The 13587-nt window shown below is 61.6% G+C and carries 17 protein-coding genes; 8 read left to right on the top strand and 9 right to left on the bottom strand.

The annotated features are described in order from the left end of the window. Nucleotides 1–9 precede the first annotated feature (9 nt). Nucleotides 10–804, top strand: a complete 795-nt coding sequence (locus NKJ32_RS30255) for an ATP-binding cassette domain-containing protein (RefSeq protein WP_352480857.1) — start codon at nucleotides 10–12, stop codon at nucleotides 802–804. A 129-nt stretch (nucleotides 805–933) separates the two neighbouring features. After that, nucleotides 934–2556: a CHASE domain-containing protein gene (locus tag NKJ32_RS30250; RefSeq protein WP_352480856.1), complete on the top strand. Its 1623-nt coding sequence runs from the start codon at nucleotides 934–936 to the stop codon at nucleotides 2554–2556. A 99-nt stretch (nucleotides 2557–2655) separates the two neighbouring features. Here the strand turns inward: NKJ32_RS30250 and NKJ32_RS30245 are convergent, their stop codons facing one another. The 5 genes from NKJ32_RS30245 to NKJ32_RS30225 all read right to left on the bottom strand — a co-directional run bounded on the left by NKJ32_RS30245 (nucleotide 2656) and on the right by NKJ32_RS30225 (nucleotide 5962). After that, nucleotides 2656–2901 carry a YMGG-like glycine zipper-containing protein gene (locus tag NKJ32_RS30245; protein WP_006328050.1) on the bottom strand — a complete coding sequence of 82 codons (246 nt, stop codon included), beginning with the start codon at nucleotides 2899–2901 and terminating at the stop codon, nucleotides 2656–2658. 346 nt (nucleotides 2902–3247) lie between these two features. After that, the gene (locus NKJ32_RS30240; protein ID WP_352480855.1) at nucleotides 3248–3418 is read right to left on the bottom strand and encodes a hypothetical protein; all 171 of its coding nucleotides are present in this window, start codon (nucleotides 3416–3418) and stop codon (nucleotides 3248–3250) included. 132 nt (nucleotides 3419–3550) lie between these two features. Then, nucleotides 3551–4585, bottom strand: a complete 1035-nt coding sequence (locus NKJ32_RS30235; protein ID WP_352574835.1) for a sensor histidine kinase — start codon at nucleotides 4583–4585, stop codon at nucleotides 3551–3553. A 191-nt stretch (nucleotides 4586–4776) separates the two neighbouring features. After that, a complete protein-coding gene (locus NKJ32_RS30230) occupies nucleotides 4777–4941 on the bottom strand; it encodes a DUF1328 domain-containing protein (RefSeq protein WP_023678541.1) in 165 nt (54 codons plus the stop codon). Nucleotides 4942–5167: 226 nt separating this feature from the next. Further along, nucleotides 5168–5962, bottom strand: coding sequence for a response regulator (locus NKJ32_RS30225; RefSeq protein ID WP_352574837.1), 795 nt, complete (start codon nucleotides 5960–5962; stop codon nucleotides 5168–5170). 216 nt (nucleotides 5963–6178) lie between these two features. Here NKJ32_RS30225 and NKJ32_RS30220 point away from each other — a divergent pair, with 216 nt between their 5' ends. Both NKJ32_RS30220 and NKJ32_RS30215 read left to right on the top strand, forming a co-directional pair. Continuing rightward, entirely contained in the window at nucleotides 6179–6382 is a 204-nt protein-coding gene (locus tag NKJ32_RS30220; protein ID WP_023678543.1) for a NepR family anti-sigma factor, read from the top strand. A gap of 3 nt (nucleotides 6383–6385) precedes the next feature. Beyond that, nucleotides 6386–6937, top strand: coding sequence for a sigma-70 family RNA polymerase sigma factor (locus NKJ32_RS30215; RefSeq protein ID WP_023678544.1), 552 nt, complete (start codon nucleotides 6386–6388; stop codon nucleotides 6935–6937). Between the two features lie 29 nt (nucleotides 6938–6966). Here NKJ32_RS30215 and NKJ32_RS30210 read toward each other — a convergent pair whose 3' ends face one another. Continuing rightward, nucleotides 6967–7413, bottom strand: coding sequence for a response regulator (locus NKJ32_RS30210; RefSeq protein ID WP_352574839.1), 447 nt, complete (start codon nucleotides 7411–7413; stop codon nucleotides 6967–6969). Between the two features lie 161 nt (nucleotides 7414–7574). Here NKJ32_RS30210 and NKJ32_RS30205 point away from each other — a divergent pair, with 161 nt between their 5' ends. Next, nucleotides 7575–7901, top strand: a complete 327-nt coding sequence (locus tag NKJ32_RS30205; protein WP_023678546.1) for an ElaB/YgaM/YqjD family protein — start codon at nucleotides 7575–7577, stop codon at nucleotides 7899–7901. 10 nt (nucleotides 7902–7911) lie between these two features. Continuing rightward, the gene (locus NKJ32_RS30200; RefSeq protein WP_352457967.1) at nucleotides 7912–8391 is read left to right on the top strand and encodes a hypothetical protein; all 480 of its coding nucleotides are present in this window, start codon (nucleotides 7912–7914) and stop codon (nucleotides 8389–8391) included. Between the two features lie 55 nt (nucleotides 8392–8446). Here the strand turns inward: NKJ32_RS30200 and NKJ32_RS30195 are convergent, their stop codons facing one another. Further along, nucleotides 8447–9973, bottom strand: a complete 1527-nt coding sequence (locus NKJ32_RS30195) for a sensor histidine kinase (protein WP_352571968.1) — start codon at nucleotides 9971–9973, stop codon at nucleotides 8447–8449. 146 nt (nucleotides 9974–10119) lie between these two features. Here NKJ32_RS30195 and NKJ32_RS30190 point away from each other — a divergent pair, with 146 nt between their 5' ends. After that, on the top strand, nucleotides 10120–10293 hold the full coding sequence (locus tag NKJ32_RS30190) for a hypothetical protein (RefSeq protein ID WP_292659198.1): 174 nt from the start codon (nucleotides 10120–10122) through the stop codon (nucleotides 10291–10293). A gap of 59 nt (nucleotides 10294–10352) precedes the next feature. Here the strand turns inward: NKJ32_RS30190 and NKJ32_RS30185 are convergent, their stop codons facing one another. Continuing rightward, on the bottom strand, nucleotides 10353–11273 hold the full coding sequence (locus NKJ32_RS30185) for a diacylglycerol/lipid kinase family protein (protein ID WP_352829792.1): 921 nt from the start codon (nucleotides 11271–11273) through the stop codon (nucleotides 10353–10355). A gap of 252 nt (nucleotides 11274–11525) precedes the next feature. On the opposite strand from NKJ32_RS30185, the gene NKJ32_RS30180 reads away from it, so the two are divergent. Then, nucleotides 11526–12902, top strand: a complete 1377-nt coding sequence (locus tag NKJ32_RS30180; protein ID WP_352829790.1) for a PRC-barrel domain-containing protein — start codon at nucleotides 11526–11528, stop codon at nucleotides 12900–12902. Between the two features lie 52 nt (nucleotides 12903–12954). On the opposite strand, the gene NKJ32_RS30175 is transcribed toward NKJ32_RS30180, so the two are convergent. After that, the coding region (locus NKJ32_RS30175; protein ID WP_352829788.1) for a sulfatase/phosphatase domain-containing protein at nucleotides 12955–13587 on the bottom strand (633 nt) is incomplete at its 5' end.

The raw sequence follows: 13587 nt of genomic DNA, 5'->3' as shown, positions 1-13587 counted from the left end.
AGGACGAGCATGGCAGACAAAACCGCTCCCACGCCGCTGATCGACATGCGCAACATCTCCATCGCTTTCGGCGGCATTCGCGCCGTCGACGATGCCTCTGTCGACCTTTTCCCGGGCGAGGTGATGGCTTTGCTCGGTCACAACGGTGCCGGCAAATCGACGTTGATAAAAATCCTGTCCGGCGCCTACAAGCGCGATGCGGGCCAGATTTTCGTCAACGGCGAGGAAGCTTCGATCTCCAATCCCCGCGACGCCAAGAAGTACGGCATCGAGACGATCTACCAGACGCTGGCGCTGGCCGACAATGTCGATGCGGCCGCCAACCTGTTTCTCGGCCGCGAGCTGATGACCGGCTGGGGTACGCTCGACGACGTCGCCATGGAGGCCGAGGCGCGCAAGGTGATGGGCAGGCTCAATCCGCGTTTCCAACGCTTCAAGGAGCCGGTGGTAAAGCTTTCGGGCGGCCAGCGGCAGTCGGTGGCGATCGCCCGCGCCATCCTGTTCAATGCTCGCATCCTGATCATGGACGAGCCGACGGCGGCACTCGGGCCGCAAGAGACGGCGCAGGTCGGCGAACTGGTCAGGCAGCTCAAGTCCGACGGCATCGGCATCTTCCTGATCAGCCATGATATTCACGACGTGTTCGAGCTTGCCGACCGTGTCTGCGTCATGAAGAACGGTCGGGTTGTCGGAACGACGCGCACAACCGACGTCACCCAGGACGAGGTGCTCGGCATGATCATCCTCGGCAAGTGCCCACCCGGCGCCATTCCGGGGCCGGGCGCGCTGAAGATCGCCGCATGAACGAGAATTAGCCGGCTAATCACAAGCCGCCAAAATGTGCCAGCCGTCACCATGCATTGGCCTCGCCATTGTGTTGGCGTCAGGACTTGCCCATAAAGATGCCGAACCGTCCACGGGACGTATCAGCAATTGAAGAAGCTTTTTCCGACCGTCGCTTTTATCGCCGTCGCGCTGATCAGCCTGACGATGGCGGGTTTTGCCTATTTTGCCACCCAGGAGGCGGCCCGCATTAAATTCGAGGCGACGGCAGACGACGCGCTTAACCGGATCGAAAGCCGCATCGACCTGGACCTGTCGCTGCTGCGTTCGACCCGGGCGCTGTTCGACGCACGCAATGGCGGTATCTCGCAGGGCGAGTTCAAGGCCTTCTTCAACGCGCTCGACATCGAGAATAATTTCGCCGGCCTGCGCGGCATCGGTTTCCTTCGCCTGGCGAAAACTGGCAACGAGGCGGCGGTCGAGCGCGACATCCTGCACGATCACGGCGCAAGCCATCCGATCTATCCCGACACGAACTTACCGTGGCGTACGCCCATCGTGCTGTTCGAACCGCTGGATCCGTCCAACAAATCCAGCATCGGCTACGACATGTTCACCGGGCCGGCGCGGCGCGAGGCGATCGAAAAGGCGATGACCGACGACCAGCAGCACGCCAGCGGGCTCGTGCAGTTCGGCAAGGATACGGGTGCCGCGCAGACCTTTACCGGGTTCCTCGTCTTCGTCCGGCTCAATGTCGAAACCGCGCCGGACGCCGTGAACGCGACGAGATCCTCGACTGCCGGCTTCCTTTATGCGGCCTTCCGCGCCCGTGATCTGTTCCAGGCTGCGCTCAGCCGGGCACCATTGCTGCCGGTCAACACCGAGATCTATGACGGCACGGTGGACAGCGACAACCTGCTGTTCCAATCGGAAACGCCGCCTGTTTCGAGCCTCGGCGACAGGCTGCTGGTCACCCGCAAGATCACCGTCGCCGGCCGGCCGTGGGTCGTCCTGTTCAGGCCGACAAGTGCTTTCTCGCAACCTTCCTCGCGCGCCATCCCGGTGATGCTCGGATTGTTCGGACTGCTGCTTGCGGGCGCCATCGCGCTGGTGGCCCGCTATCAGGAGCGGGCCTATGAGGCGGTCTCGCTGCTTCACGAAACGACCGAAAAGAGCCTGCTGGAAAAAGACCTGATGCTGCAGGAGATGAAGCATCGCATCAAGAACTCGATCACGCGGGTGCTGGCAATCGCGCGCCAGACAGCATCGCACACCACCGACGTCCAGGAATTCTCGGCTTCTTTCTCGGCCCGGCTGCAGGCGATGGCGGCTTCCCAGGACATGCTGACGCGCTCACGCTGGCAGAAAGCCGATCTCGGCGACCTGCTGCGCATCGAGCTAGGCCAGGTGTTCGGCAGCGAGCTTCCTGAAGGGCTGCTGTCGGGACCGCAGGTTCTTCTCGATGAAAAGACGACGCAGGCACTCGGCCTCGTCTTTCACGAACTGGCGACGAATGCGCTGAAGCATGGCGAAGCCGGCAATTCAGTCGGTGCGCTGAAGGTCGACTGGTCGCTCGACGCCCGTAGCGGCACCCGGACATTGGCTCTCAACTGGCGCGAGGCCGGTCAGAAGAAGCTCGAGACACCGGCAAAGAGCGGTTTTGGCACCAGACTGATCGATCTCAACGTCACGCGCGAATTGCGTGGCACAATCAGGCGCGATTTTCGCGAAGATGGCTTGAACGTGGAAATCAAGGTTCCGCTGCCGGCCTGAAACGCCGTCTCGTGGGCCGCGTCGCAACAGCGCTCTAAAAGGGCAAACGCGGAGACAGGTGGCCTGCCTCCGCGTTTGCTGTTCGCCTGGAGCTCGAAACTAGTTGCAGCGAGCTGTGTAAATCCGGCCGTGACGATCTCTGTATTGGCAGTAGCCATTTTGCAGACGGCGAACGAGCAGACCGCCAATCGCACCAGCGCCGGCGCCGATCAAAGCGCCCTTGCCGCCGCCGACAGCGCCACCAATGAGCGCGCCGCCCACAGTGCCGATACCCACGTTCTCTTCCGTGGTGGTGCAGCCGCTGACCGCAACCACGGCAACCATGGCAATAATCATCTTCCGCATGGAGTCATCCTCACTTTTGTCCTCACTTTAATAAGCTCCAGCCGCCATTTAGCATGAAAGTACGGCCTTTGCCCGCACGATTTCATTGTTGATTAAGATAGTCTTTTTCGGGGCGTGCGCCGTTCGATGCTACCACGAACCCGGAAATCTCCAAGGACGCATCGAGCGTGCCGCTGGGACGCACGTTCCAGACGATCCTGTCATAGTCGTCCTCGAGCACCGGATCGACGGCAAGGCATCTGGCGACGACATGTTGGGCCTGGCCCGGCAGGTCGGTGACCGCGAACGGGCACGGCCGAGCACTCGGGCAGTGGTTTCAAAGCGATCAAGCAGAGGCGAGTTCGATTCAGATCAGTTGGGACGCGGCGGTCAGGACGATCGCGGCCATAAGCGCGATAGCGGCGAAGCGGAGGGGCGAAGCACGAGGCGCGGGCGCTGCGGACGCGTCGGGATCCTGAAAACCGCCCATCGAGACGCGAGCGGCCTGTTCCAGTCTGTTCAAGTCGGCAGCCGTCAAGGCCCATTCCCTTCATTTTGTGCCAAACTCAATCCGGTGGATCGGCACGTTCGCACAGGATCGGACTTTATGGTGAACAGTCGGTTAAAGATGGCGATGCGCAGCAAGCCTTCGCGCGGCGACCGCCGCTCGTTAATCCGTCTCGAAATTGCCGTGAGGAACGACAAGGCGGTATTCGAGGCGGTTCCCGGTGATCTCAAGTGTCGCCGTTCCATTCAATGAAGTGGGCACGACGCGTTCGAGCGCGACGCTGCCAAAACGCTTCTCACTGCGCTGATTGTCGTTGGCTCCGATCACTTCGGCCCATGTCAGCGACAGCGCAGGCTCGCCAGCGGAAGCTGCCGTCAGATCGGCCGTCACCTCGACGAAACCGTCGCTGCGCGACAGTGCGCCATAGCTGACCGAATTGACGGCGAGCTCATGCATGGCCAAGCCGATGTGCAAGGCGGCATTGGGGTTGAGATATGGATTTGCGCCGCGGAAGCGTAGGCTGTGCAAGGGATCCGCGCCGTACCTGCCGACCTGACCGGAAACCAGCTCGCGCAGCGCCGCTCCCCGCCAGTTGGATGACGTAACCAAATCCTGCGAGGAGGCCAGCGACTGCAATCGGCCGCGGAAGCGCGTCAGGAAATCGTCAATGCTGCCGGAATAACGGCCCGTCTGGGTGGCGATACTCTGGATGATGGCCAAAAGGTTCTTGGAGCGATGACTGACTTCGCGCAGCAGCGCCTTCAACGTCTGCTCCCGGCGTTTCTGCTCGGTTGTTTCGACCATGGTGGTCACGACGCCCTGCACCGCGCCGGTCTCGCTGCGGTCGGCGTCTATCCACACCTGAAACCAGCGGGCGCCGTCATCGGCCGGCACGCTGAGTTCAAGATGTTGAGGATTGCCGGAGACGATGACGTCGTGCTTGGCGGCGCCGATACGCTCTGCCTGCGCCGGCGGCAAGATGCCGGTGTTGTCGGAGGCATCGGAAGTCCAGGGCGCGCGCATGTTGCGCGCCCACACCGTCTTCATCTCGCGATCCTGGTACAGGACGGAAATCCCGGCATTGTGCAGTGCATGGAGAAGGGCCCGGCCAAGCTGCATCCCGCTTTCGGCGGGATGCAAAGCGATGATCTCATCACTCTGGCCGCGGTCTTTCATTTTTCCGACTCTGGAACGCATCGGTCAATTTGCTCAACCCATGTCGGGCTGAACGGTTCGCGGAAAAATGGGTTCCAAAAGGAGGAGGTTCGTATCAAGCCTTAAAAAGCGGTCCGCCGAGCGGCATCCCGTTGGAGGACACTGCCCGGCGGTGGCTGGAAACCGTTTGAGGGGTGCGGCTTCCAGTGTTCGCTTGAATGGCCGCTTGGCATTCACGCTCGTCTGATCAGGCCGGCAATAAGCGATATGATCAGGAAGGCGAGAAAGATGAAGAACAATATCTGCGCTATGCCGGCCGAGGTGCCAGCGATGCCGCCGAAACCAAGCGCACCGGCGATAATCGCCACGACGAGAAATACGAGCGCCCAGTAAAGCATGATCGATCTCCTTCCAATGCTGCGGTGAAAACGTGATTCGCCTCCGTTTGTTCCACCATTTTCCGAAAAAGACGATGCTGAAAATCTTCAGGGCCCGAATTGCCGCGGTGTGTGGAAAGGTCCAGTTGGTTGCCCCAGTTGGTTGCCAGTGAATTGAGCCGGCGTCACGCCCATCTGATCCGAGAGAGCGGCTGTCTCGGCGGCCGCAGTTCGGCCGTCCGCTGTTTCATGCCGCGGCTTTCGCGTGCCGGTCAAAGAACAGGGCCTGGCTGATAAGAGCCTTGACCATGTCCGGATTGAACGGCTTGGTAACCAGGAAAGCCGGTTCCGGCCGCTCGCCGGTGAGCAGGCGCTCGGGAAAGGCGGTGATGAAGATCACCGGTACCGAGGTCGACGACAGGATCTCATTGACGGCCGCTATGCCCGAACTTCCGTCGGCAAGCTGGATATCGGCAAGCACCATCTTTGGCCGCGCCTTGCCGAACATCGCCACCGCCTCGGCGTGGGTGCGCGCCGTTCCGACGACGCGGTGGCCGAGGCTTTCGACCATTTCCTCGATATCCATGGCGATCAGCGGCTCATCCTCGATGATCAGCACGTCGGTTGCCACCTGACGGGAGATCTCGTTGCTCGCCTGCGCGAGGAGTTCGGAGAATTCCTGTTCGTCGACGTCGAGAATCTCCGCCGCCTCGTCTTCGCTGAAGCCTTCGACCGCCACCAGCAGAAAGGCTTGGCGGGGGCGAGGCGCAATTGCATTCAGATTGGCCGCGGCACGCTGTTCCCATGCCGACTGGGCATGCTCCTGCGGAACGCGAATGGCCACTGAGGTGAAGAGCTTGGCAAAGACCTTGTAGAGCGCGATGCGGTCGTCCGATGCGTTCGGAAAGATGTCGACATCGGCAATGATGGCTTCGAGCATTGCGGCGACCAGCGCGTCGCCGCTCTCCTGCGATCCGGATACTGCGCGCGAGAAGCGGCGCAGGAACGGCAGGTGCGGAGCGATGGTTGCTGATAGGCTCATATTGGACGTCTCCCTCATATGACGTGATTGCATGTTACAGCTAAAAACGGTTCGCAAGCCCAAAGTTAAAAACGCAGGTTCTGCGAAAAAGTTCCGATCATGCGGAACTAAATATATGGGCTGGCGTTTAGGGGCGGGTTGGGCAACCAGACGAGGCTGCCGCTTGCATTGCGTTATGTGTTGAAGGGCGGCTTAAGGCTGGGACAAAAGGGCGAAATGAAGAACATGACGAAAGCTACCATGGGTGGCGTTGGCAACGGGCGCCGGGCTGCTTCCCGCGACCCGCTTGGGCCGAACTCGGAAATCGGCCGCAAACTCAAACAATACTATGACGAGCTGGTCTCCGACAATGTGCCGGATCGCTTCGCCCAACTGCTCAGCCAGTTGGAAAAGGCCGAACCTGTACAAAAGAAGGACTGAGGCATGGCGGCCGTCTCCCAGGGCTTCAAGACCGACTTGCTCGGCTCGATCCCGAGCCTGCGGGCTTTTGCCGTGTCGCTGACGCAAAACGCCGACAAGGCCGACGACCTGGTGCAGGAAACATTGGTCAAGGCCTGGGACAAGCATGAAAGCTTCCAGCCCGGCACCAACCTGAAGGCATGGCTGTTCACGATCTTGCGCAACGAATTCTATTCGCAGATGCGCAAGCGCGGCCGCGAGGTGCAGGACAGCGATGGCGTCATGACGGCCAGGCTTGCCGTTCACCCGGCCCAGCACGGCCAGCTTGACCTCGAAGACTTTCGCGGCGCGCTCGAGTTGCTGCCAGAAGACCAGCGCGAAGCCATTATCCTCATCGGCGCGTCGGGCTTCTCCTACGAGGAAGCGGCCGAGATCTGCGGCTGCGCCGTCGGAACGATCAAGAGCCGCGTCAGCCGCGCCCGCACACGGCTGCAGGAAATTCTGAAGATCTCCGGTGAAGACGAGTATGGCCCGGACGCAATTTCGGCTCAGGTAACCGGGTCGACGGCTGCGTGAAGCGCGGCGTCTTCGAACCGCTCCGCGCCTCAGCGGAGAGGCGTTCGCCTGCAGGCCGCCGCCACTGCCTCGACGAGATCGTCTCCCGAATAGGGCTTGGTGACCAGTCTGACGCCGGGAAAGGATTCCTTGATCTCGTCCGTATCCGAATAGCCCGAGGCGAAGACGAACGGGATGCCCGCTTCACGCAGCCGCGAAGCAAATTGGAGCGTCGAAACGCCGCTCAGCATGAGGTCGACGATGGCCACATCGAACTGCGCCGCAACGTCTTGCTGTTCGATCTCAGTCAGCTCACGGGCGATGACCACATTGAGCGCGCCGTAGTCGCGGCAAAGCTGCTCGATATCCATGGCAATCAGGAACTCATCTTCCAGGATAAGAATCCGCAAACCGTCAAGTGATGCGCGCACGCAGCAATATCTCCTTAAATGCGTCTCTAACGTGAAACGGGGGAAGTCATGATCGGTATTTGGCATGCTGTCATTTAAAAAAGATGTGCCGGCGCGGATGCGTCGGCCTCGGCCCGTGCAAGGCATTTGCAACGCGCGCTGCCGGAGATAGGGTTAGAAGAGGTTCGTGCCGGAACCTTGGGGTCTGTCGGGCGTTTCGACCGAGCAAAAGCATGGAGAGTGAAGCAATGGCGACTGCCGCAGGAAAGGCCGCGAACGAAGCCCGCACGAATTCCGATATTGAGGCCGACATCGCACAATTGAAGGCCGACATCGACCAACTTACCAAGCTGTTGGCCAAAACTGGCGAACATGGCTACGGGGCAGCACGGCGAGCCGCCGCCGAAAGCGTCGAGCAGTTGCGAACCCAGGGCGAGGCAGCCTTCGACAGCCTGCGCAGCAACGCCAGGGACATCGAGGCGCAGATGATAGCGCATATGCGCGAAAAACCGGTGACTTCGCTGGCGATCGCCGCAGGCGTCGGATTCCTCTTCGCTCTTCTCGCGCGCCGTTAGTTCTGCACGCATGGGAATGCTTGCATCGCTGATCTCGGGCCTCGCCTCGGGCGAAACCATTGCGGCGGTGCAACGCGCACGCGTCGCTGCGATTGTCTATTCGATCGCAGCGCTCGCGGCGCTGTGCGGCCTCGGCTTCCTCGTCGGGGCGGCCTATATCTGGACGGCGGCCCGCTATGGGCCGATGGCAGCTTCCCTGAGCTTCGGGATCGGCTTTCTGGCAATCGCCGGTCTCATCCTGCTCGTCTACCGGATGTCGGCCGGCTCGCGCGCCAGGCGCCGGGCGAAGCGACGCAACGCCGACATGAAGGCTATCGGCATCACTGCGGTACTCGCCGTGCTGCCGGCGCTGCTCAAGGGCAAAGGTGGCCCGGGGAAGGCCGGACTGGGCGCGATTCTCGGCCCGGCGATAGCACTCGCTGCCTACGCTATCTACCGCGAGAACGTGAAGCGCGGCTCCGATGATCCGGATATCGGCAAACGGGAATAGTTCGGAGGGATAGTTCGGGGCAAACGATTCTGGCGCCGGTCGCAAAATGCTGGCGTCACAAATCTTCGAGCGGAATCGATATTTCGGCGACCACGCCTTCCGGCCGGAATTCATGGGTCACCTCGCTGGAAATGACCTTGGCCAGGCTGCGGCGGATCAGGATCGAGCCGAAGCCATGGCGTTTGGGCGGCGCAACCCGCGGGCCGCCGCTTTCACGCCAGGCCAGCAACAGACGCCGTGCGCCCTTCCTGCCTTGTACCCTCCAATCGAGATCGACCTTTCCGGAGGAAACCGAGAGCGACCCGTATTGCAGTGCGTTGCTTGCCAGTTCATGCAGGATCAGCCCGAGCCCGACTGCCTGGTCGGGTGACAGCAGGACATCGGCGCCGGAGATCGCCATGCGCGATTGTCCGGCGGCTTGGAACGGCTTTAGCTCGATCTCCACCAGCTCGCGGATGCCGATGCCGCGCCACTCGCGGTCCGACAGCAGGCTGTGCGCAACGCCCAGTGCCTGCAGCCTGGCGCTGAAGGCTTCGAGGAATTCGCTTGGCTGGCGGGCATGGCGAACGGTCTGCGTCGCCAGCGCCTGTACGGTTGCCAAAGTGTTCTTGACGCGGTGATTGAGCTCGCGCAGCAACAGCCGTTGACGTTCGTCGCCAAGCTTGCGTTCGGTAATATCGTAGTTGACGCCGAAGATCAGCGTTGGCTTGCCCTCGCCGTCGCGCTCTATGACGCGGCCGCGCGTTGCGATCCATCGCGGCGGATCGAGGCCTTTGACACGGTATTCGCCAAAATAATCGTCGCTGCCGGTCAACGCGTCGCGAAAGCGTGTTTCGGTCTGGTGAACGTCGCGCGGGTCGATGGCGGTCAGGATGTCGCGCGCCCTCAGCCTGTTCGACTTCGGCAGGTTGAACAATTCGGACAGCAGGACATCGCAGTCGATCATATCGCTGCGGATATCCCATGCCCAGCTGGCAAGCGAAGCCGCGTCGAGCGCGATGGCGCGCCGCTTTTCCTCTCGAACCAGTGCTGCCTTGGCAATCGCCGCACTGCGGGTTGCATCCTTCAGCGTGAACAGGCTGGCGGCAAGGCCGGCCAGCGCCGACAGCTGGTCGAGCTGGACAGAGGAGGGACGTGCGTGCGGCTTCCGGTCGAGCACGCACAGCGTGCCGATCAGCGCGCCGTCGATTACGATAGGCACGCCTGCGTAAAAGCGGATATGATGCTCGCCGGTGACCAGCGGATTGGCTTTGAACCGCGGATCCGCCGCCGCGTCGGCCACCACCATCGGCACGTTGCCGGCTGCGATGGTATAGGCGCAGAACGATGTCTCGGTTGCGGTTTCGGTCTCGTCGAGGCCGATACAGGACTTGAACCACTGCCGCTCGGCATCGACCAGCGTGATCAGTGCGACAGACGTTTGCATCGCCGAAGCGGCAAGACCGCCGATACGATCGAAATCAGGGTCGGCAGCCCCGTCCAGCGTGTCGAGGCCGTGCAGCACGGCAAGACGGTCCGCGGCGCCCACCACACGGCGAATATCGGCCGGCAGGCCCGGCGTGTTCTGGCTATTGTCGTCCACTATGCCCCCGGTGGCCGGCTCCGCTGATTGGTCAGGCCAACCGGCCCGTCTGCCGCCTTGCAGAGCCGGAACTTTCGCGGCGGGGGACCGTTACCAGCCAACGCCCCGCCAGTTACGCCTGCCGGCGCCAAATATGGAGCCAGACAATGCCAAAAACCATTCCTGAAAACAAAGCCCGTCAAGGGCGGCGGGGTCGGCATGTCCTTCGTATCCTGATCGCCGCGCTGTTGCTGGCTTTTATCGCCTGGGGCGTCGCCGAAATCTACGGCTGGATGATCGAGACGCCGAAGACCGAACAGGGCAACACGCCCAGCGGCTAGGTTCTCTCCATCGCTCGCGCCAGTTTGCATCACACAACCCCACATCACGCATTCCCACGTCAGGCAACCTTTGCCTCGGCGGCGCGCGCAGGGACGAGAACATTCAACGCGCGCGGATGGATTTCGACGGTCGTCTCGCGATCGAGCTTTACCAGTTCGCCGTCCATGACTGCCTGAACTTTCCTGTTCGACGAATGGATTTTCAAAACGGCGCGGTTTGCCTGATGAATTTCGACATGCTCGTTGCCGCGCCATTTGCCACGGGCGACGTCAAAGAGGAACCTGATCAACTCGCCGCGCCGCCTTGCCACGGTGACATAGATGCCCAGCACGCCGCCTGCCGGATTATCGGCATAGGGCAGGTGGCCCTCGCCGAACAGATTGTTGGTGATGCCGATGCCGGTGATCCGCGTTCTGATCTCGGCCTCACCGACCGTCAGCGTTACGTTCATGGCCGGCGGGTTGTTGATCGTTGCCCAAGCGGCCCGCACCGAGGCACGCATCTTCCCCAACCGCGAGCCGAATTCCATCTTCTGGCGCAGTTGCACCATCCTGGCGTGCATGCCGATCGAGAATTGATGCACGAAAGGCCGGCCGTTGGCTGTTGCAATGTCAATCGCCATCACCTCGCCGTCGGCAAACGATTTCAGTGCCGCATCAAGGGTCTGCGGAATGCCGAGGCCGCGCGCAAAAAGATTCATTGTGCCAGCCGGCAGAATTGCAAGCGCCTTCTCCCCATTCATCAAACGGGCTGCCGCGGCCGAGATGGTCCCGTCGCCGCCGCCCGCCAGCACGACGTCGATGCCGCGCCTGGAAGCTATGTCGTCCAGCGTGGCGACGATATCCTTGCCGGCGACGATTTCGATATCGATCGAGTGGCCGGCAGTCTCAAGCGTGCCGCGCATCCGACTGGCGAAGGCCTCAAGATTGATGGTGCGCAGGGTGCCGCCGTCCTTGTTCAGCACCGCTGCAAACCGCATGGCCGCTCCATTTTTCCAGCACCTATCCGGCCGGGACGGGGTCCCAGCCGAGAGTGGAACGGGGCGGCCGAGAAAATGTTCCTTTCGACCAGCGTGGCGAATCCGAGAACCTTCGACATGGCACCGGGTGCGCCACGGCTTTTTTCGGAACAACAGTGTGGTCACAACGTTGTGAACATGCAGAAGACGCTGTGCCCGCAGCGACGCATGCGGGCACGGCGTGCACGAAATCACCGACGAGGAGACACTAAGATGATCCGCACCCTTTTGACCACGACAGCAGTCGCAACATTGATTGCGACGGGTGCATTTGCGCAATCGGCGACGACCCCGGCGCCGGCGCAAGCACCCGCCGTAGAGAATTCCGCTCCAGCCGCTCCGGTGCAACGCGCCGAGGGCAGCCTTGTCACCAATATCATCGGCGAGTCGGTTTATAACGGCACCGGCGACAATGCAGAGAATATCGGCAAGGTCACCGATGTCGTCTTCGACGAACGCGGCCAGGTAAAATCCATCGTCATCGGCGTCGGCGGGTTCCTCGGCATTGGGACCAAGAACGTCGCCTTCGACTACAGCAAGATGCAATGGGCCGAAAGAAATGGCGATCGCTGGCTGATAGCGCAAACGACGAAGGATGAGCTGACGGCTCATCCGGATTTCGACCGCAAGCCCTATGATCCGGCGCCTGCGGCTACAGACACCACGGCTACGGCTCCTGCCGCTCCGTCGACCTCCACCGATACGGCGCAGAACGCCCCGGCGGCGCCGGCCGGTAACAACCCCGCTCCGGTCGTGAAGCGCGCGGAAGGCAATCTTGCCACCAATATCATCGGCGAGACCGTCTACAACGGTACCGGCGACGACGCCCAGAACATCGGCGACGTAAACGACATCGTCATCAACAAGGAAGCCAAGGCGCGATCGCTGGTCATCGGTGTCGGCGGCTTCCTCGGCATAGGTGAAAAGAACGTCGCCTATGATTTCGACAAGGCGCAGTGGGCCGAGAGGAACGGCGATCGCTGGCTGGTTGCCCAAACCACCAGGGAAGAGCTGACGGCGCAGCCGGATTTCGACCGCAAGCCCTATGATCCGGCCCCGGCGACCACAGCGTCGAACGATGCCGCGGCTAATGCGCCAGCCGTCGTCACGCCTACCGTGACGGCCAGCAACACTGCCACGACCGATAACACTGCGACGACCAACAACACTGACCAGGCCAGTAAGACGGCTCAAAATGCCCCAGCGCCCGCAACGACGGCAGACCAGACCAAGACCGGGTCGATCGACAAGTCGACACTGACTGAAATGCCGATAGGCGAAATCCGGGCCGAGGATCTGGTTGGAACAACCGTTTACGGCGCCAACGATGTCAACGTCGGCGAGATCGGCGATATCGTGCTGGGCGGCGACAAGAAGGTCGACGCGGTCATCATCGACGTCGGCGGCTTCCTTGGCATCGGCGAGAAGGAGGTGGCGGTCGGCATGGACAACCTGAAATTCATGACCGACAAGAACGGCAAGCGCTATCTCTACACGAACTTCACCAAGGAGCAGCTTGAGGCGCAGGCCCCCTATGACAAGGCCAGCTATGCGCAAAATCGCGAGAAACAGCGCATGATCATGCGCTAAGCTGCGCACAGGCCGACAGAGAAGCCCGCGCCGGCAACGGCGCGGGCTTTGCTTATCTCGAGGGGAAGCCGGCGACATGGCCGGCAACGCCATTGTCCGTCAATTCGGCGAGCGCCAAAGACTGGTCGAGATGCTCGGCCCGCCAGGCGAGCAACTTCTCGGCAAATTCCAGCCGTGCCAGCAGATAGGCTGGGTCGTCAGCGACATTGGTCAACTCGCGCGCATCCTTCTCCAGGTCGAAGAGCAAGGGCGGCAGGCCTCCGCCGAAATTCACATATTTGAACTTTTGCGTGCGGATGACGGCGAGATTGCACTGACGCGGACCGATGCCGAAATACCGTTCGGCATCACCATCCGCGATCGAGCGGAAATCGAACTCCCAATGCGCCGCATCGCGCCAATTGTCCGGCTCCGTGGCGTCCAGGAAAGGCGCCAGCGAGCGGCCGTCGAGATGCGGCAGCACTTCGCAGCCAGTGAGCTCGAGCCCAGTGAGCTCGAGCAAGGTCGGTGCCAAATCCACCGCCTCGGTGAAGCGGTCGACGCTGCTGCCGGCAGCCTTGCGGCGGCGCGGATCGCGAATGATCAGCGGAATATGGAAGCTGCAGTCGAAGAAGCCGCCCTTGCCCAGCATGAAATGGTCGCCCATCATCTCGGCGTGGTCGGAGGTCAGCACGATGACGGTGTC

It is taken from the genome of Mesorhizobium sp. M0159, assembly GCF_040322295.1.
In the GTDB taxonomy this organism is placed as follows: domain Bacteria; phylum Pseudomonadota; class Alphaproteobacteria; order Rhizobiales; family Rhizobiaceae; genus Mesorhizobium.
This window is presented reverse-complemented; position numbering and strand designations above follow the sequence as displayed.